The organism is Stagnihabitans tardus, from assembly GCF_009925085.1.
Lineage (GTDB): Bacteria > Pseudomonadota > Alphaproteobacteria > Rhodobacterales > Rhodobacteraceae > Stagnihabitans > Stagnihabitans tardus.
The window spans coordinates 155,373-171,832 of record NZ_JAABNR010000009.1 but is presented as its reverse complement, the minus strand read 5'-3'; the positions used below and the strand labels follow the sequence as shown (position 1 = coordinate 171,832).

At 66.0% G+C, this 16,460-nt stretch carries 19 protein-coding genes and 1 tRNA gene; 9 read left to right on the top strand and 11 right to left on the bottom strand.

The window, feature by feature from the left end:
• Window positions 1–36: 36 nt before the first annotated feature.
• The gene (locus GV832_RS11340; protein WP_168774968.1) at window positions 37–1,614 is read left to right on the top strand and encodes a calcium-binding protein; all 1,578 of its coding nucleotides are present in this window, start codon (window positions 37–39) and stop codon (window positions 1,612–1,614) included.
• An 80-nt stretch (window positions 1,615–1,694) separates the two neighbouring features.
• On the opposite strand, the gene GV832_RS11335 is transcribed toward GV832_RS11340, so the two are convergent.
• On the bottom strand, window positions 1,695–2,270 hold the full coding sequence (locus GV832_RS11335; RefSeq protein WP_168774967.1) for a GNAT family N-acetyltransferase: 576 nt from the start codon (window positions 2,268–2,270) through the stop codon (window positions 1,695–1,697).
• Window positions 2,271–2,389: 119 nt separating this feature from the next.
• Here GV832_RS11335 and GV832_RS11330 point away from each other — a divergent pair, with 119 nt between their 5' ends.
• On the top strand, window positions 2,390–2,743 hold the full coding sequence (locus GV832_RS11330; RefSeq protein ID WP_168774966.1) for a cupin domain-containing protein: 354 nt from the start codon (window positions 2,390–2,392) through the stop codon (window positions 2,741–2,743).
• Window positions 2,744–2,759: 16 nt separating this feature from the next.
• On the opposite strand, the gene rnc is transcribed toward GV832_RS11330, so the two are convergent.
• The 8 genes from rnc to folK form a co-directional block, all read right to left on the bottom strand.
• Window positions 2,760–3,440, bottom strand: a complete 681-nt coding sequence (rnc, locus tag GV832_RS11325; RefSeq protein WP_168774965.1) for a ribonuclease III — start codon at window positions 3,438–3,440, stop codon at window positions 2,760–2,762.
• The gene (gene lepB / locus GV832_RS11320; protein WP_168774964.1) at window positions 3,437–4,243 is read right to left on the bottom strand and encodes a signal peptidase I; all 807 of its coding nucleotides are present in this window, start codon (window positions 4,241–4,243) and stop codon (window positions 3,437–3,439) included. Before lepB ends, rnc begins: the two co-directional genes overlap by 4 nt.
• Window positions 4,244–4,298: 55 nt before the next feature.
• On the bottom strand, window positions 4,299–4,751 hold the full coding sequence (gene acpS, locus GV832_RS11315; RefSeq protein WP_168774963.1) for a holo-ACP synthase: 453 nt from the start codon (window positions 4,749–4,751) through the stop codon (window positions 4,299–4,301).
• A complete protein-coding gene (locus tag GV832_RS11310) occupies window positions 4,748–5,500 on the bottom strand; it encodes a pyridoxine 5'-phosphate synthase (RefSeq protein WP_168774962.1) in 753 nt (250 codons plus the stop codon). Before GV832_RS11310 ends, acpS begins: the two co-directional genes overlap by 4 nt.
• 63 nt (window positions 5,501–5,563) lie before the next feature.
• Window positions 5,564–6,199, bottom strand: a complete 636-nt coding sequence (locus tag GV832_RS11305) for a DUF2062 domain-containing protein (protein ID WP_168774961.1) — start codon at window positions 6,197–6,199, stop codon at window positions 5,564–5,566.
• A gap of 9 nt (window positions 6,200–6,208) precedes the next feature.
• Window positions 6,209–8,332, bottom strand: a complete 2,124-nt coding sequence (locus GV832_RS11300; protein WP_168775004.1) for a RelA/SpoT family protein — start codon at window positions 8,330–8,332, stop codon at window positions 6,209–6,211.
• Window positions 8,333–8,362: 30 nt separating this feature from the next.
• Window positions 8,363–8,716 (bottom strand): DNA-directed RNA polymerase subunit omega, encoded by a 354-nt coding sequence (gene rpoZ / locus GV832_RS11295; protein WP_168774960.1) that lies wholly within the window; start codon window positions 8,714–8,716, stop codon window positions 8,363–8,365.
• Window positions 8,717–8,785: 69 nt separating this feature from the next.
• The gene (gene folK, locus GV832_RS11290; protein WP_168774959.1) at window positions 8,786–9,361 is read right to left on the bottom strand and encodes a 2-amino-4-hydroxy-6-hydroxymethyldihydropteridine diphosphokinase; all 576 of its coding nucleotides are present in this window, start codon (window positions 9,359–9,361) and stop codon (window positions 8,786–8,788) included.
• 123 nt (window positions 9,362–9,484) lie between these two features.
• On the opposite strand from folK, the gene GV832_RS11285 reads away from it, so the two are divergent.
• The 7 genes from GV832_RS11285 to GV832_RS11255 all read left to right on the top strand — a co-directional run bounded on the left by GV832_RS11285 (window position 9,485) and on the right by GV832_RS11255 (window position 15,593).
• Window positions 9,485–10,069, top strand: a complete 585-nt coding sequence (locus GV832_RS11285; protein WP_168774958.1) for a LabA-like NYN domain-containing protein — start codon at window positions 9,485–9,487, stop codon at window positions 10,067–10,069.
• Between the two features lie 347 nt (window positions 10,070–10,416).
• Window positions 10,417–11,379, top strand: coding sequence for a 4-hydroxy-3-methylbut-2-enyl diphosphate reductase (gene ispH / locus GV832_RS11280; RefSeq protein ID WP_168774957.1), 963 nt, complete (start codon window positions 10,417–10,419; stop codon window positions 11,377–11,379).
• Between the two features lie 2 nt (window positions 11,380–11,381).
• Window positions 11,382–11,879, top strand: a complete 498-nt coding sequence (locus tag GV832_RS11275) for a hypothetical protein (protein WP_168774956.1) — start codon at window positions 11,382–11,384, stop codon at window positions 11,877–11,879.
• On the top strand, window positions 11,879–12,334 hold the full coding sequence (gene rnhA, locus GV832_RS11270) for a ribonuclease HI (RefSeq protein ID WP_168774955.1): 456 nt from the start codon (window positions 11,879–11,881) through the stop codon (window positions 12,332–12,334). Before GV832_RS11275 ends, rnhA begins: the two co-directional genes overlap by 1 nt.
• 146 nt (window positions 12,335–12,480) lie before the next feature.
• The gene (locus tag GV832_RS11265; RefSeq protein ID WP_168774954.1) at window positions 12,481–13,827 is read left to right on the top strand and encodes a DUF1800 domain-containing protein; all 1,347 of its coding nucleotides are present in this window, start codon (window positions 12,481–12,483) and stop codon (window positions 13,825–13,827) included.
• A gap of 2 nt (window positions 13,828–13,829) precedes the next feature.
• A complete protein-coding gene (locus GV832_RS11260; protein ID WP_168774953.1) occupies window positions 13,830–14,999 on the top strand; it encodes a DUF1501 domain-containing protein in 1,170 nt (389 codons plus the stop codon).
• 90 nt (window positions 15,000–15,089) lie between these two features.
• Entirely contained in the window at window positions 15,090–15,593 is a 504-nt protein-coding gene (locus GV832_RS11255) for a transcriptional regulator (RefSeq protein WP_168774952.1), read from the top strand.
• A 78-nt stretch (window positions 15,594–15,671) separates the two neighbouring features.
• Here GV832_RS11255 and GV832_RS11250 read toward each other — a convergent pair.
• Window positions 15,672–15,745, bottom strand: a tRNA-Gly gene (locus GV832_RS11250).
• Between the two features lie 216 nt (window positions 15,746–15,961).
• Window positions 15,962–16,396: a hypothetical protein gene (locus GV832_RS11245; protein WP_168774951.1), complete on the bottom strand. Its 435-nt coding sequence runs from the start codon at window positions 16,394–16,396 to the stop codon at window positions 15,962–15,964.
• Window positions 16,397–16,460: the final 64 nt, after the last annotated feature.

Genomic DNA, 16,460 nt, shown 5'->3' with positions numbered 1-16,460 from the left:
TCAGGCCCTGCGCAGATTGAACAAAGGGAATAGCACATGCCGATCATGACAGGCACTTCGGGCGACGACATCATCCCGCGCGGCTCCGCCACGATCGACGGCGGGGGCAATGTCTCCTGGGATGTCGACGACACGATCTACGGCCTTGGAGGCCATGATTTCATCAACGGGGGCGGCGGCAACAACCTGATCTATGGCGGTCAGGGCAACGACAACACGACGGGCGGAAACCGGCTCGACACGATCTATGGTGGACTGGGGGACGACTTCCTGTCCGGCAATGCGGGCGACGACACCCTGATGGGCGACGCGGGCAATGACTTCATCTGGGTCTTCAACGGCGATGGCGCCACCGAGGGCGGCAGCGATGTCGTCAATGGCGGCACGGGCAATGACATGGTCCAGCTGGACGAATACGGGCTTTCGACCGGGGCCACGGTGACCGGAGGTGCCGACACCGACAAGTTGCAGATCAAGCTTGGCGGATATTACCACACCGATGGCACGCTGGACCGCTCGGCCTACCTGGTGGATCTGTCGCGGATGTGGGGCGGCGGGGTCGGCATTGTCGGCGGCTCGAGTGTCCGCGGCTTCGAGGCCCTGAACGGCATCCAGGGCGGGGCCGGGGATGATACGATCATCGTGGGCCGGGCCTATACCGTCAACACGGCCACGCTGGTCAACGGGGTCCTGGCGCAGAACCTCTATCGCGGCTGGGACGGCAACGACTATATCTCGGGCGGCGATGGGTCCGAGCAGGTGAACGGCGATGCGGGCAACGACACGCTGATCGGCAACGGCGGCGACGACTACCTGGAGGCAGGCGCTGGCAACGACAGCGTCCATGGCGGCGATGGTCATGACGTGCTGTTCGGCGGGCCGGGCCATGACCTCGTGCAGGGCGGAGCGGGCAACGATTCCATTTATGGCGATGACGGCAACGACACGATGGATGGCGGGTCTGGCAATGACAACTTCGCAGGTTACGACGGAAACGATGTCTATATCGTCGACAGCCTGGGGGATTATGTCGGCGACACCGGAGGCATCGACACGGTGCGCACCGGGATCGATTACAGCCTCAGCGCCTGGCCGATGATGAACAGCATCGAGAACCTGCTCCTGACGGGGACCGCCGTGTCGGGCATGGGCAATGGGCTGGACAATGTCCTGACCGGCAATGGCGCGGACAATGTGCTGTCAGGGCTCGCGGGGCGCGACACGCTGACGGGCGGGGTCGGATCGGACAGGCTGAAGGGCGGGGCGGGCAGTGACCTGCTCAATGGCGGCACCGGGCCGGACAGTTTCGTCTTCGACACGCTGGAAACCAGCGCCCAGCGCGACAGGATCACAGATTTCATGCATGGGATCGACATGATCGTGCTGGACCGCTCGGTCTTCACGGCCTTTGCCGCAGACCCGGCCGGAGCGCTGGCCCCCCTGGCCTTCGTGGCGGGCACCCATACGCAGACGCCCGACCAGCACCTGATCTACAACGCGACCACCGGCGTTCTGCTTTACGATGCAGATGGCAAGGGCGGGGCGGCGGCGGTGCATGTCGCGCTTCTGACCACCAAGCCGCTGTTGGATGCGGGTGACATCTGGCTGATCTGACCAGGCCTCGACCCGCTGGAGCCCGGCCCGTCCCCAATGCCGGGCTCTCCCGGCCCCCTTCCCGGGGGGCCGGGCCTTTTTCAGCCGAGGCGCTTGGTGAAAAGGATCCACTCCGTCGCCGCCACATCCCAATCCTGTTTCACCACGGCGCGGCGGGCCACCTCTTGATAGCCCTTGGCGCGGTAAAGCCGGAGGGCATCCAGATGGGTATCGGCGGCGATCAGGCTGACCACCTGGCGCCCCGTGGCCCGCGTCACCGCCTCGGCATGGGCCAGAAGCGCCGAGCCGCAGCCCTTGCCGCGAAAGGCGCCATCGGTGGCCAGGACGTTCAGATACCAGGACCCCGGCGCCAGGGCCTCGAGCTCCAACAGAGGCACGAAGATCGGCGGGGTATCGGGGTCGATGGGGCCGGGTTCATCCTCGGCCGGATAACCGAGGAGACAGGCGGCCACCTGGCCTTCGACCTCGGCCAGCCAGGCGTTGCGATAGGAAAAGCCGCCCGTCTCGCGCATGGCCCTTTCGCGGCCCCAGGCCCAGGGGTCACCCTCGGGCCCCACGGACCTCTTCCAGAAATGCAAGGGCAGGTCATCGGCGGCCATGTTGATATACCGCACGAGATCGGCGGCATCCGAGGCCTTGGCTTCGCGGATCAGCATCTGGGTCTCCTTTTGGTCGCGTTCAAAGCAGAAAGCCCGGCGCCCTGCAAGCAGCCCGCTTGTCAGGAAAGGCCGCGCGTCCTACCACGGGGCCAGACCGCCACCCGAAAGGACAAAACATGGCCGATATGGTTTTCCGCTTTCCCGCCCCGGGGCCCGAGCCCCTGCTGACCGACCTCGATGGCTGGGTCAAGATCGAGGGCAATCCCACGATGAAGACCTGGGTCCAGCACACTTCCATCGACGGCAGCGTGATCAGCGGCACCTGGGAGGCGACGCTGGGGACCTGGTCTACGACCTATAAATTCTACGAATTCGTCCACCTGATCGAGGGCCAGATCACCATCACCGCCGAGGGCGCGGACCCCGTCACGCTGCACCCCGGCGATGGCTTCGTGGTCGAGCCGGGCTTCAAGGGGACCTGGAAGATCGAAAAGCCGGTCCGCAAGCATTTCTGCATCAAGCTGAAGTAAGCGCGCCGGTCGGACCTCAGCTTGACAGCCGGGAGAGAAGCGCCCGCGCCGCCATCTGTTCGGCGATGCGCTTCGAGCCCGCCTTGGCCGCCTCGGTCTCGCCATTGGCCAAGGTCACCCGCACGGTGAAGACCGGCTGGTGATCCGGCCCCTCGCGCCCCGTCTCTTCATAGACCGGAGGCGGCATGGCGCGGCCCTGGGCCCATTCCTGCAAGCTGGTCTTGGGGTCGCGGGCGTCGCTTTCCACCTTGGCGATGCGCTCGCCCCACAGCCGCAGCACCAGGGCCCGCGCGGCATCGAAACCGGCATCCAGGTAGACGGCGGCAATCACCGCCTCCATCGCATCGCCCAGCAGAGCCTCTTTCTTGCGCCCGCCCGAGATCATCTCGGACCGGCCAAGCTTCAGCACCTCGCCAAGTCCGCAGTCGCGCGCCACCTCGGCGCAGGTCTCCTTGCGCACCAGGGCGTTGAAGCGCGGCGCAAGCGCCCCCTCGGCGGCCTTCTTGTCGGCCTTCAGAAGCGCCTCGGCCATGACCAGGCCCAGGACCCGGTCGCCCAGGAACTCCAGCCGCTGGTTGTCGGCCCTTGTGGCCGAGGACATCGAGGCATGGGTCAGCGCCTGGGTCAAAAGCGCAGGCTGGCCGAAGTCATGGCCGATCCGGGCCGCAAAGGCCTGGATATCGGCAGCCAGCTTCATTCCACCGCCTTGAAGAACCGGTCGCCGCGCCAGGTCCAGAAGTAGAAGAGCGAGGAGCCCGCCGACGAGAACATGATCCGATCCGCCCGACCCACCAAGAGATCGGCCGGGACGAAGCCCACCCCGCCCGCCGTCTGGCTGTAGCGGCTGTCCATCGAATTGTCGCGGTTGTCGCCCATGAAGAAATACTCGCCCTCGGGCACGGTGAAGACATCGGTGTTGTCGGCATGGCCGTTGGTGTCGATGTTCAGGACCGAATGCTTGGTCCCGCCCGGCAGGGTCTCGATCGCGCGTTCCTTCTCGCAGATGCCGCCGACGCCGACCGGGGCATTGGAGCAGCGCGGGGTCGAGTCCATCGAGCCCTGGGGTTCGAAGACCTCTTCGAAGACGCCGTCCGGCGTCTGGGGGGCCTCTTCGCCGTTGATGTACAGGACGCCCAGCTTCATCTGGATCTTGTCGCCCGGCAGGCCGATCAGCCGCTTGATATAGTCCTGACCCGAGACCGGGTGGCGGAAGACCACGACATCGCCACGCTCGGGCTTTCCCGACAAGAGCGGCAGCTCGACCCGGCCCGACCAGGGGCACAGGCTGATCTTGGTGAAGGGGATCTCGCAAGAGACCGAGGAATAGCCATAGGCCATCTTGTTCACGAAGAGGAAGTCGCCGACCAAAAGCGTGTCCTTCATCGACTCGGAGGGGATGAAGAAGGGTTGGAACAAGAGCGAGCGGAAGCCCACGGCGATGACGCCCGCCCAGAACAGGGTCTTGAGGGTTTCGACGATGCCGCCGTCTTTCGATGCCATGCCTGTGTTCCTTGCCTATGGACCCTCGCGCTCTTGGCGCGCGGCGGGGCTTGTGTCAAGCGGGGGCCGCTTGATCCGGGGTCAACTCGCCGGGAGGCGGGGGGGTCGTCTCGGGCAGGGCCTCGATCACGACGAAGGCCTGGGCCCAGGGGTGGTCATCGGTCAGGGTCACATGAACCACGGCGCGGTGGCCCTGCGGGGTCATCTGGGCGAGCCTTTCGGCCGCCCAGCCGGTCAGCGCCATGACGGGCTGGCCGGTCCAGAGGTTCGAGACGGCCATGTCCTTCCAGGCGATCCCCATGCGCAGCCCGGTGCCGAGCGCCTTGGAGCAGGCCTCTTTCGCCGCCCAGCGCTTGGCATAGGTGGCCGCCACCGTGCGCGGGCGGCCCTCGGCGCGGGATTGTTCCTCGGGCGTGAAGACGCGGTTGCGGAACCGGTCACCGTGGCGGGTCAGCGTCGCCTCGATCCGCTCGATGTTGCACAGGTCCGAGCCGATGCCGAGGATCACGACCCGCGTGCCTCGTCCATGCGGCGGCGCATCTCGCGGATGGCCTCTTCAAGGCCGAGGTAAATCGCCTCGCCGATCAGGAAATGGCCGATGTTCAGCTCCATCACCTCGGGCAGCGCGGCGATGGGGGCCACGTTGTCATAGGTGAGCCCATGGCCGGCATGGACCTCGAGGCCAAGCGAATGGGCAAGGGCCGCGCCCCGGGCGAGCGCCGCAAGCTCGGCCGCAGCCTCGTCCTCGCGGCCCTCGGCGTGAAGGTCGCTGTAGTGGCCGGTGTGAAGCTCGACCACCGCCGCGCCGATCCGGGCCGAGGCCTCGATCTGGCGGGGATCATGGCCGATGAACATGGAAACCCGAGCCCCGGCCTCGCGCAGGGGGGCGATGTAATCGCGCAGCCGCGCCTCGTCGCCCGCGACATCGAGGCCGCCCTCAGTCGTCCGCTCGGTCCGCTTTTCCGGCACCAGGCAGACGGCATGGGGACGGGTTTCCAGAACGATCCGCGCCATTTCCTCGGTGGCGGCGCATTCGAAGTTCAGCGGGATGCCGATGCCCGCCTTCAAGGCCGACATATCGGCGTCGCGGATGTGGCGGCGGTCTTCGCGCAGATGGGCGGTGATGCCATCGGCCCCCGCAGCCTCGGCCAGAAGCGCCGCCCGCAGCGGATCGGGCCAGGCCGAGCCGCGTGCATTGCGCACGGTGGCCACATGGTCGATGTTCACGCCCAGACGCAGCTTTCCAAGGTTTTTCATGGCTCTCATCCCCGTTTGCCCTGTTCTAGGGCCTTGGAGCGCCGGGGGGAAGGCCCCCTGCCCCTATTTGCTGCGGTCGCGCTCCGCCGCCTCGCGACGCGCCGCGACGCGCTTCAGCAAGGCGCGGTGGCGCAGGGCCTGGTAGGCGGTCAGGGCCGGGATCGTCAGCTTGTAAAGCACGCTCGAGGTGATGAGCCCCGGGATGATCGAGCCCACGAGGTAGGGCAGGTAGATGTTGTTCCAGAACTCGATCAGGCCATCCCAATGGGCTTCCTTCTTGGTGAAGATCGCCAGGAAGTTCTGCCACAGGTCATGGCCCGCCGCGCTGAAGGCGGCAAAGACGGTGTGGAGCGTGAAGTCGGCCTCGACCCCCAGCATCCAGTACCCCATCTTCAGCGACACGACCGCGATGACAGGCGTCGTCACGGGGTTGGACAGAAGCGTGGCCAGGGCCGCCGCCAAAAGGTTGCCGCGCATGACCCAGGCGAGGCCCAGGGCCGAAAGGACCTGAACCCCAAGGATCGGCGGGAAATTCACGAAGGTTCCGGCAAAGACCCCGCGTGCGATGCGGTGCGGCGGGTCAGGCAGGCGGCGCAGCCGGTGCCATAGATAGGTCGTGGCCCGCTTGAAGCCGCCGCGGGGATAGACCTGTTCCTTCGCCCATTGGGCCCAGGACAGCGGATTGCGACGGCGAAACATGGGCTTCCTTCAAGGTTTCAGCGAGACATTCCTCACGCGCGAGACTTGGGCCACATCGGTCTCGGCTTCGAGGGCCGTCATCACCATGTGCAGATGTTCGACATCGCGCAATTCCACATCGACCAGAAGTCTGTAAAAATCTGGTTTACGTTCTGTGAACTTCAGGTCGCTGATATTGGCCTTCTGATCGCCCACGACCGAGCAGACCCGCCCCAGGACCCCGGCATCGTTGGAGATCGCAAGCTCCAGCGTCACACTGTAAGCCGCCGCATGGCGTCCGGGCTGCCAGTGCAGATCGACCCAGCGGGCGGGCTGTTCCTCCAGTTCCTCCAGCGCGCGGCAGTCGATGCCATGCACGATGACGCCGCGGCCCGGATAGGTGATGCCGACGATTCGCTCGCCCGGCACCGGCTGGCAGCAGAGCGCGCGCTTGAAGGTCTGATCGGCGCCGAGCCCGATGATCGGGCGCTGCGCATCGACCACATCGGGCTTGCCGGTGGAGAGCTCGGGGTAGAGCGTCTCCAGCACCTTGCGGGCGGTGAGTTCGGCAGAGCCCAGCCGCGCGAGAAGGTCGTCCTCATCCGCCAGCCCCAGCATCTTGGCCGCCGTGCGCAGGGCCTTGTCAGAGGCCTTGCGGCCGACATGGTCAAAGGCCGCGCGGGCAAGCTCTTGGCCGAGCTTGACGAAACGGCTGCGGTCTTCCTCGCGCAGACTGCGCCGGATCGCCGCCTTGGCGCGGCCCGTGGTCACGATGTCGATCCAGGAAGACTGCGGCCGCTGGCCCTCCGCCGTGATGATCTCGACCGACTGGCCGTTCTTCAGCCGCGTCCACAAAGGCACGCGGATGCCGTCGACCTTGGCCGAAACGCAAGAGTTCCCGATGCGGGTATGGATCGCATAGGCATAGTCCAGGGGCGTCGCGCCGCGCGGCAGCTGGATCACGTCGCCCTTCGGCGTAAAGCAGAAGACCTGGTCGGAATACATCTCGAGCTTGACGTTTTCCAGGAACTCGCCCTCGTCCTGGTCGCCCTCGAAGAAGCGCTCGGTCAGCGTCGAAATCCATTTCGACGGGTCCACGGCGAAGGGGTTCCGCGCCCGCACGCCCTCGCGATAGGACCAGTGGGCGGCCACGCCGGCTTCCGCGACCTCATGCATGTCACGGGTGCGGATCTGGACCTCGACGCGCTTGCCATCCCGGCCCGAGACCGTGGTGTGGATCGACCGATAGCCGTTGCCCTTGGGCTGCGAGATATAGTCCTTGAACCGCCCCGGCACCGCCCGCCAGCGCTGGTGAATGACCCCCAGGATCCGGTAACAATCCGCCACCGAGGCGCAGATCACCCGAAAGCCGTAGATGTCCGAGAGGCTGGAGAAGGCCAGGTCCTTCTCCTGCATCTTGCGCCAGATCGAATAGGGCTTTTTCGCGCGGCCATAGACGGCGGCATCCAGCTTTTCGCGGTCCAGTTCGGCGCGCAGGTCGGCGCTGATCTGGTGGACGACGTCGCCCGATTCTTTCTGAAGCGTCAGGAAGCGGCGCATGATCGAATTGCGCGCCTCGGGGTTCAGGACCTTGAAGGCGAGGTCTTCGAGCTCTTCGCGCATCCATTGCATACCCATGCGGCCGGCGAGCGGCGCATAGATATCCATGGTCTCGCGGCTTTTCTGGACCTGCTTTTCCGGCTTCATGCTCTTGATCGTGCGCATGTTGTGCAGACGGTCGGCGAGCTTCACAAGGATCACGCGCAGGTCGCGCGACATGGCCATGAAGAGCTTGCGGAAGTTCTCGGCCTGTTCGTTCTGGGCCGAGGAGAGCTGAAGGTTGGTCAGCTTGGTCACGCCATCGACCAGCTCGGCCACCTCATGGCCGAAGAGCCGCTCGATTTCGGTATAGGTGGATTTGGTGTCCTCGATCGTGTCGTGCAAAAGCGCCGTCACGATCGTGGCGTCATCCAGGTTCTGCTCGGTCAGGATCGCCGCGACAGCCACGGGATGGGTAAAGTAGGGTTCCCCCGACTTCCGCCACTGACCCTCGTGCATCTGCATTCCGTAGGCATAGGCCTGCCGGATCAGATCAGCATTGCTGCGCGGATTGTAATTGCGGACGAGTGCGATCAGGTCTTCGACGTCGATCATCCGCAATCAGGCCTTCAGTTGTCGCCCAGATCAGTTGTCGCCCTGGGCTTCCATCAACGCGCGCAGAAGCTTTTCTTCGGACATGTCGTCCTGCATCGGACGGTCGATCTCGCCCGACATCAGAAGCGCCATCTGGTCTTCTTCCGGCTCGTCGACCTCGATCTGGGTCTGGTAGCTTTCGATCATCCGCTCGCGCAGAACGGATGCGATCTGGGTCTCGTCCGCGATTTCGCGCAGCGCCACCACGGGGTTCTTGTCGTTGTCGCGGTCGATGGTGATCGGCGAGCCGGCCTGGATCTCGCGTGCCCGATGGGCCGCGATCATCACCAGTTCGAACCGGTTCGGAACCTTGTCAACGCAATCTTCAACCGTCACGCGGGCCATGGGAACTCCAAACGATGGGGGCACGGGAAAGGCTCTCATAGGCCCGCGAAAAAAACTTGACAAGCGAAATCAAGTTGAAATCGGGCGGACCGCGTCGATTTCCGCCTGCGGCAGCGCCCCCAGCATCTGGCGGACGGTCAGGCCCAGGACCGGATGGGTCCAATCGGGCGCGATATCGGCCAGGGGAACCAGCACAAAGGCACGGTCCTGAAGCCGCGGATGGGGCAGGATCAGGCGGTCGGGCGCCTCCTGCGCCTGGGCCTCGGGCGGGAGCCTGTGCCAGTGGCTCCAGGCGGCGCGGTCGGGCAGGACGCGGTCGCCCATGGCGATGAGGTCAAGATCCAGCGTCCGCCCCGCCCAGCGACTGATCCTTTTCCGCCCGAAGGCGGCCTCGATGGCGTGAAGTTGCGCAAGTGTCCCTTCGGCCGTCTTTTCTACTTCCAGTTGAGCGCAAGCATTGGCATAGTCAGGTCCAGCCCCCGCCGGGAAACAGGGTGTGGCGAAAATCCGGCTTTGGGCGACACGGGCCATACCCGCCTCTTCACAGGCGCTCAAGGCTTCGTGTAGGATGTTAACGGATGCTTTACCTTGCCATGGAAGATTGCTTCCAAGTGCTACCAGGATTTGGACTTTCCCTTGCGTCATGGGCGATACACTTCCGTATAGGTGGCCTTGTTGCCGGACTTTCCGGCTGCTACGTGATCCAACGCGCCTGTAGGCACCGCATTACCAGATGCCCGCGCCGGGCAGAAATTGAGGGGAAACATCATGTTTTACAAGGACGAGCGTCTGGCGCTGTTCATTGACGGCTCAAATCTCTACGCGGCCGCCAAGGCGCTGGGTTTCGACATCGACTACAAGCTCCTGCGGCAAGAGTTCATGCGCCGGGGTCGGCTCCTGCGCGCCTTCTACTACACTGCGCTGTTGGAGAACGACGATTATTCGCCGATCCGCCCGCTGGTCGACTGGCTGAACTACAACGGCTTCACCATGGTGACCAAGCCCGCCAAGGAATATACCGACAGCCAGGGCCGCCGGAAGGTCAAGGGCAACATGGATATCGAACTGACGGTCGATGCCATGGAACTGGCCCCGCGCATGGATCACGCGGTCCTGTTCTCGGGCGATGGCGACTTCCGTCCGCTGGTGGAAAGCCTGCAACGTCAAGGGGTTCGCGTCTCGGTCGTCTCGACGATCCGCTCGCAGCCGCCGATGATCGCCGATGAACTCCGCCGCCAGGCCGACAATTTCATCGAGCTGGATGAACTCCGCGAAGTCATCGGCCGCCCGCCCCGCGAGCCGCGTCCCCTGATGGACACGGTGCCGACGGCGGAACCGGTCGAGAGCAAGTAACTGATCGAAGGGCCGGCCGAGAGGCTGGCCCTTTCCCCTTGTCGCGGCTGCGTCGGGCGGCCTTGTCCGTCGCTCGCAAGCCCCCGCCGCTCCCTTGGCCTGAAATCGCAAGCCGCTTTTCCCGCATCGGGACCTGATCCTTTTCGGCCTCGCGCCAAGAGATGGCCCTGCCGCGTCGAAGATCGCGGGAAACCTTCCTCCGACGGCCGCACCCTCGCCCTGAACCGCACCTTTTCCGACCGGTCGCGCCCTGCCCCTCGCGCGTTACGGGGAAAACGCCCGGCCCCCTGCCTTGGGTGGCGCGGGCGGTGGACCTTCCCTCCGCGCCGGATTAACCTGCGGCGCAAATGGAGAGGCCGATGCACCCCCTGACCCTTTACCTCGCCGCCCCGCGCGGCTTTTGCGCCGGTGTCGACCGCGCCATCAAGATCGTCGAACTGGCGTTGCAGAAATGGGGCGCGCCGGTCTATGTCCGCCACGAGATCGTTCACAACAAATACGTGGTCGATGCCCTGCGCGCCCAGGGCGCCATCTTCGTCGAAGAGGTCTCCGACTGCCCCGCCGACCGGCCCGTGATCTTCTCGGCCCATGGCGTGCCGAAGTCGGTCCCCGCCGAGGCGGCATCCCGCAACATGATCGCCGTCGATGCCACCTGCCCCCTGGTCACCAAGGTCCACAACGAGGCCGCCCGCCACCACGAGAACGGCCTGCAGATGATCATGATCGGCCACAAGGGCCACCCCGAGGTCATCGGCACCATGGGACAGCTCCCCCCGGGCGAGGTGCTCCTGGTCGAAACCCCGCAGGACGTGACGACGCTGCAAGTCCGCGACCCGGGCAAGCTGGCCTGGATCACGCAGACGACGCTGTCGGTCGATGACACGGCGCAGGTCGTGACGGCCTTGCAGGCGCGGTTTCCCGCGATCCTCGGGCCGCACAAGGAGGACATCTGCTACGCCACGACCAACCGCCAGGCGGCGGTCAAGGCCGTGGCGGGCAAGATCGACGCGCTTCTGGTGATCGGAGCGCCCAACTCCTCGAACTCCATGCGGCTGGTCGAGGTCGGGCGCGCGGCGGGTTGCGCCTATTCCCAACTGGTGCAACGGGCCGCCGACATCGACTGGCGCGCCTTGGCGACGGCGAAAGCGGTGGGCGTCACCGCAGGCGCCTCGGCCCCCGAAGAGCTGGTGAACGAGGTCGTCGCAGCCTTCCGCGCCCGCTATGTCGTGACGCTGGAACAGGTGGAAACCGCCGTTGAAGACGTGGAATTCAAAGTCCCGAAAATCCTCCGCGACCCGATTGGAGCCTGATCGTGAAACCGACCCTGATTGCCCTGGCCCTGGGCGCCGCCGCCCTCCCCGCCCTCGCCGATACAACGGATGTCGTCGCGCTGTGGGGAGAGCACAGCGGCAGCGTCGCGCCGGAATATGCCTGGAGCTACACGGTCTCGTTCCAGCTCGATGGCCTGGTGCGGGCCGAATACTGCAAGGGCTATGCCGACGAGGCGCCGGGCTGTGCGACCTCGACCAAGCAGCTTTCCGACGCCGAGATCGACGCGCTGGATGCCGCCGTCCTTGCCTTGGCCGAGGATATGAAGGCCCATCCGCCCAAGCCGGTCTCGCCCGAGGAGATGGCGATCGGCGGCGGCTCGACCTTTGGCTGGATCTGGCTGGGCGATGAGAAGTTCGACCTTCCCGGCCAGCCGCGCAAGACGGATGCCGCAAGGGTCGCGGCCATGCTGCGGGTCTTGCAGGAGCACACGCCGCCGCGCCTTGTCCAAAAGGCCGAGACCAAGGCGAAAGCCCCCTGATGCCCGATCTTTTCGCCTATACCGACGGCGCCTGTTCGGGCAATCCGGGCCCTGGCGGCTGGGGGGTCCTGCTTCTCGCCCGCGACGGGGCCACGGTCGTCAAGGAACGCACGCTTCAGGGCGGCGAGCAGATGACGACCAACAACCGGATGGAACTGCTCGCCGCGATCTCGGCGCTGGAATGTCTTTCGCGCCCGTCCGAGCTGACCATCGTCACCGATTCAGCCTATGTGAAGAACGGCGTGACCGAGTGGATCCACGGCTGGAAGCGCAAGGGCTGGAGGACGGCGGGCGGCAGTCCGGTCAAGAATGTGGACCTCTGGCAACGGCTGGAGGCGGCCCAGGCGCGGCACAAGGTGAAATGGGCCTGGATCAAGGGCCATGCCGGCCATGCCGAGAACGAGCGCGCCGACGAGCTGGCCCGGGCGGGCATGGCGCCGTTCAAGCCGGCCTGAGCAGGTTCCAGCCTGTGTCCCGCCCGCTGCGGCGGGATTTTCTGCCGATCGCCGACGGAAGCGCCGTCCCGGGGCGTAAGACCGATTGCAATCCACGGCCCCACTGCCCAACTGACAGGGCAGACCGGTAACAAGCGGAGACCCAGATGGAAGCCCCCAGCCTGCTCGAGGACATCCGTTTCGGCTATGGCCCCCTGGCCGGTCGCACGCCGGGTCAAGGCGGGATCGACCCTGACCGCGTGCTGGCCCAGCTTGCCGCGCCCGACGCCTCGGCCGCGACATGGGACCGCCCGCCCCTGGCCAAGCGCTGGAACCTGATCGAGATCTATGCCCAGGACCGCAAGGCCGGGCTTCTGAGACAGGGCGCCAAAGAGGCCGATCCCCGCTCGCGCAAGCTGATCCAGATCGAGGAAGAGGACGCCCAGAGCTTCATCAGCCGCCCCGCCGTCGCCCAATGCGGCTTTCGTGAGCGCCTGGTGAACTTCTGGGCCAACCGGATCACGGTGGCGGCCTCCGGCCAGATTCTGCGCCACCTCATCCAGTCCTATCGCGACGAGGCGATCCGCCCCCATGTCACCGGCCGCCTGACCGAGATGCTGAAGGCGACGCTCTGGCATCCGGCCATGCAGACCTACCTGACCCAGACCCAGTCGGTCGGGCCCAATTCGAAACTTGGCAAACGCCAGGGCAAGGGGCTGAACGAGAACCTCGCCCGCGAGTTTCTCGAGCTGCACACCATGGGCTCGGGCTATAGCCAAGAGGATGTGACCGAACTGGCGCGGCTTCTGGCGGGGATGAAGAACGACGCCGAGGGGCCAAGGGTCGAGGACAACCGCGCCGAGCCGGGGCGCAAGACCATCCTCGGCACAAGCTATGACCCGGGCCGCGACGAAATCGACCGCCTGGTCGAGACCGTGGCCCGCCGCCCCGAAACCGCTCGGGCCACCGCCTTCTTCATGGCGCGGCATTTCATCGCCGATGCCCCGCCCGAGGACCTTGTCGCCACCATGGCCCAGGCTTACCTGGACCATGACACCGACCTGACCGCGCTTTACCGCGCCATGCTGACCCACAAGTCCGCCCGGTCGCGGGAGCGCCAGAAGCTGCGCACGCCCCATGAGCTGGTCGTGGCCTCCTTGCGCCTCACGGGCCTGACGGGCCTTGAAACCGGTCTGCGCGGCTTTCGCAAAGAGGGGATGAAGCTGATCGACCGGCTCAAGATCATGGGCCAGCCGGTCTATCTGCCCGCCCGCCCCGATGGCTGGCCCGAAGTCTCGGAGGCCTGGTTGACCCCGCCGATGGTCTCGGCCCGGGTGGATTGGTCGATCGACCTTGGCCGGGCGGTGGGCGAACGCGCCGATCCGGTGGCCATGGCCGACTTTGCCCTGGGCGACCTGGCCAGCCCGATCCTGCGCCGCGCCGTGGCGGGCGCCGAGCAAAGATGGGAGGGCGTGACCGTCCTTCTCTCCTCTCCCGATTTCAGCCGGAGGTGATCATGACCGACCTGCTTCTTTCCCGCCGTGCCTTCCTGATCGGCTGCTCGGTGGCGGCCTCTCCCCTGGTGACCCCGGTCAGCTTTGCCTCGGCCTCGGGCGAGAACCGGCTGGTGGTCATCGTCCTGCGCGGGGCGATGGATGGGCTGGACGTGGTGCGCCCGGTGGGGGACACGGCCTTTGCGGGCCTGCGCCCGACCCTTTCGGCCAACCCGGGCCCGGCGCTGAACGACTTCTTCACCCTGCATCCGGCGGCCGAAAGCCTGATGCCGCTGTGGAAATCCGGAGAGCTTGGCTTCGCCCATGCCGTGGCCACCCCCTATCGCCAGGGCCGCAGCCATTTCATCGGCCAGGACGCGCTGGAAAACGGCACCGACCAGACCGACGGCACGATGACCTCGGCCCATGACGGCTGGCTGAACCGTGCCATCGGCCTGATGAAGGACGCCACGCCCGAGACCGGGGTCTCGGTGGGTCAGCAGCGGCTCTTGGTGCTGGAGGGCGATGCGCCAAGCGACCACTGGTTCCCGGTCGAGGAAAGCCAGCTCTCGGGCCAGGGCGCCGAGCTGATCGCCGCCCTGAACGCCGCCGACCCTCTCTTTGCCGAACCCTTCGCCGAGGCCCAGCGCCTGGCCGATACCAGCGACGGGATGACGGGCGGCGTGCCGCGCGGCAAGATGCAATATGCCCAGCTTGGGACCTATGTGGCCCAGCGCCTGATGGGGCCTTCGCGCATCGCCAGCTTCTCGCTGGGCGGCTGGGACATGCACCGCGACCAGGTGCGGTCGATGGCGGGCCAGCTCAAGGGCCTGTCCGATGCGATCCTTGCGATGAAAGAGGGCCTCGGCCGTGCCTGGGGCACCACCTTGGTCATCGGCATCACCGAATTCGGCCGCACCGCGCGCGAGAATGGCACGGGGGGGACGGATCACGGCACGGGCGGTCTGGCGGTCCTGGCAGGTGGCGCGCTGAAAGGGGGCCATGTCTATGGCAAATGGCCGGGCCTGGGCGAAAGCGACCTCTTCGAGAACCGCGATCTTCTGCCCACCGCCGATGTCCGCGCCTTTCCGGCCTGGGCGCTGCGGTCGATGTTCGGGCTGGAGGCAGCGGGCCTTGAAGCCACGGTCTTCCCCGGTCTCGACCTTGGCTCCGACCCGGGCTTCCTGCTTTAGCGCGGTTTTGTCGCAGGGCGCAGCGCTGTCCTGCGGCTTGGTCCACATCATTGACCTTGTATAGTTCTCAAACAGGCATACGCTTGATCCATGGCCAGACCTCGTTTGCTTCCCGATTCCCAAGTCTTCGCCGCCGTCCTGTCGCTCCTGGCAGCCGATGGCGAAAAGGGCGTGACCTTTTCCTCGGTGTCGCGCAAGACGGGCCTGGCCGGGGCCTCCCTGGTGCAGCGCTACGGCGGGCTTGACGGGATGATGGCGGCCTCTCTCGCCTGGGGCTGGACCGAGTTCGAGGCCGCGCTGGAGCGGACGGTCTCCAAGCCCCAGGGCATCGAAGAGCGCACGGGCCATGGCTTCCTGAAGCTCTTGGCCGAGGAGATGCCCGACCTGCCGCTTTGCGCGATCCTGGCGCTGAGCCAGCGCGACGCGGGCCTGCGCCAGAGGGCCCAGGACTGGCGCCAGAGGGTGGAGACGGCGCTTTCCACAAGGGGCGAGGGCGCAGCGATGCTCTTTGCGCTTTGGATGGGGCAATGGCTGTGGGAGCCGATGGGCGGCAAGGGCTTCAAGCTGAAGGACGCCGCCAAGCGCCTGGGATGACGGGCGCATCCAGGGCCTTGCGCCCGGCAAGCCCAGGGGCCAGGCCTCTCGGCACATTGCGTCGATCGTCGGAGGGATTGGAGCGGGCGACGGGAATCGAACCCGTGTCTTTAGCTTGGAAGGCTAAGGTCTTACCATTACACAACGCCCGCGCTGGGGGCTTGATAGCACCGCCGCGCGGCGGGCTCAACACCCCTTTGGCGAGAAGCGCTGCAACGCAGGTCTCACAGTCGGCAGGGCCGAAGTCGGGCAGCCCGGTGGAACAGGACAGTCGGCAGGGCCCAAGGGTCGGCCCAGCGGCACCCCCGGGGAGGCGCTGCCTCCCCGGACCCCACCGGAATATTTGCGCCAAGTTGAAAGGGAAAGGGTCAACCCTTGATGATGATCCTTGGGCCGATGGTCGAGATACCGCGCAGGTTTTCCCAGTCCTCCGCATCCATCTTGCTGATACAGGGCACGTCCGTCACGGGAAGCGGATCCTCTCCATCAAAGGGGGGACAATTCATAGCAATGGTCGCCGCTATGAAATGGCAGTCGAGGTCGCCCGCGCAAGTCGGATGAGCGGACCCGCTCCAGTAAAGGCAATACTGGCTCAGACGCCGCGCGAGGCCTTTGCCGATCACCTCGGGACAGGCCCTCGGATCATCTCCAGACAGAAGCGCCGCCGCCCAGGCACGTTCGAGCAGACCGGCTGCGACCTCCTCGGCCCCGATCTCCTGGGCCCCGAGGTCTTGGGCCCCGATCTCCTGGGCCCCAGCCGAAAGGGAGATAAGCAAGAGGAGCGGCCACAGCACTTGGCGCATGATTCCTGACCTGACCTGACCTGACCTGACCTGACCTGACCTGACCTGACGTTGGGCCGCCACC

Bases quoted from the DNA above. Each gene is read 5' to 3' on its own strand.
- GV832_RS11340 (WP_168774968.1), top strand. From the start codon at position 37: ATGCCGATCATGACAGGCACTTCGGGCGACGACATCATCCCGCGCGGC.
- GV832_RS11335 (WP_168774967.1), bottom strand. From the start codon at position 2,270: ATGCTGATCCGCGAAGCCAAGGCCTCGGATGCCGCCGATCTCGTGCGG.
- GV832_RS11330 (WP_168774966.1), top strand. From the start codon at position 2,390: ATGGCCGATATGGTTTTCCGCTTTCCCGCCCCGGGGCCCGAGCCCCTG.
- rnc (WP_168774965.1), bottom strand. From the start codon at position 3,440: ATGAAGCTGGCTGCCGATATCCAGGCCTTTGCGGCCCGGATCGGCCAT.
- lepB (WP_168774964.1), bottom strand. From the start codon at position 4,243: ATGGCATCGAAAGACGGCGGCATCGTCGAAACCCTCAAGACCCTGTTC.
- GV832_RS11310 (WP_168774962.1), bottom strand. From the start codon at position 5,500: ATGAAAAACCTTGGAAAGCTGCGTCTGGGCGTGAACATCGACCATGTG.
- GV832_RS11305 (WP_168774961.1), bottom strand. From the start codon at position 6,199: ATGTTTCGCCGTCGCAATCCGCTGTCCTGGGCCCAATGGGCGAAGGAA.
- GV832_RS11300 (WP_168775004.1), bottom strand. From the start codon at position 8,332: ATGATCGACGTCGAAGACCTGATCGCACTCGTCCGCAATTACAATCCG.
- rpoZ (WP_168774960.1), bottom strand. From the start codon at position 8,716: ATGGCCCGCGTGACGGTTGAAGATTGCGTTGACAAGGTTCCGAACCGG.
- folK (WP_168774959.1), bottom strand. From the start codon at position 9,361: ATGACGCAAGGGAAAGTCCAAATCCTGGTAGCACTTGGAAGCAATCTT.
- GV832_RS11285 (WP_168774958.1), top strand. From the start codon at position 9,485: ATGTTTTACAAGGACGAGCGTCTGGCGCTGTTCATTGACGGCTCAAAT.
- ispH (WP_168774957.1), top strand. From the start codon at position 10,417: ATGGAGAGGCCGATGCACCCCCTGACCCTTTACCTCGCCGCCCCGCGC.
- rnhA (WP_168774955.1), top strand. From the start codon at position 11,879: ATGCCCGATCTTTTCGCCTATACCGACGGCGCCTGTTCGGGCAATCCG.
- GV832_RS11265 (WP_168774954.1), top strand. From the start codon at position 12,481: ATGGAAGCCCCCAGCCTGCTCGAGGACATCCGTTTCGGCTATGGCCCC.
- GV832_RS11260 (WP_168774953.1), top strand. From the start codon at position 13,830: ATGACCGACCTGCTTCTTTCCCGCCGTGCCTTCCTGATCGGCTGCTCG.
- GV832_RS11255 (WP_168774952.1), top strand. From the start codon at position 15,090: ATGGCCAGACCTCGTTTGCTTCCCGATTCCCAAGTCTTCGCCGCCGTC.
- GV832_RS11245 (WP_168774951.1), bottom strand. From the start codon at position 16,396: ATGCGCCAAGTGCTGTGGCCGCTCCTCTTGCTTATCTCCCTTTCGGCT.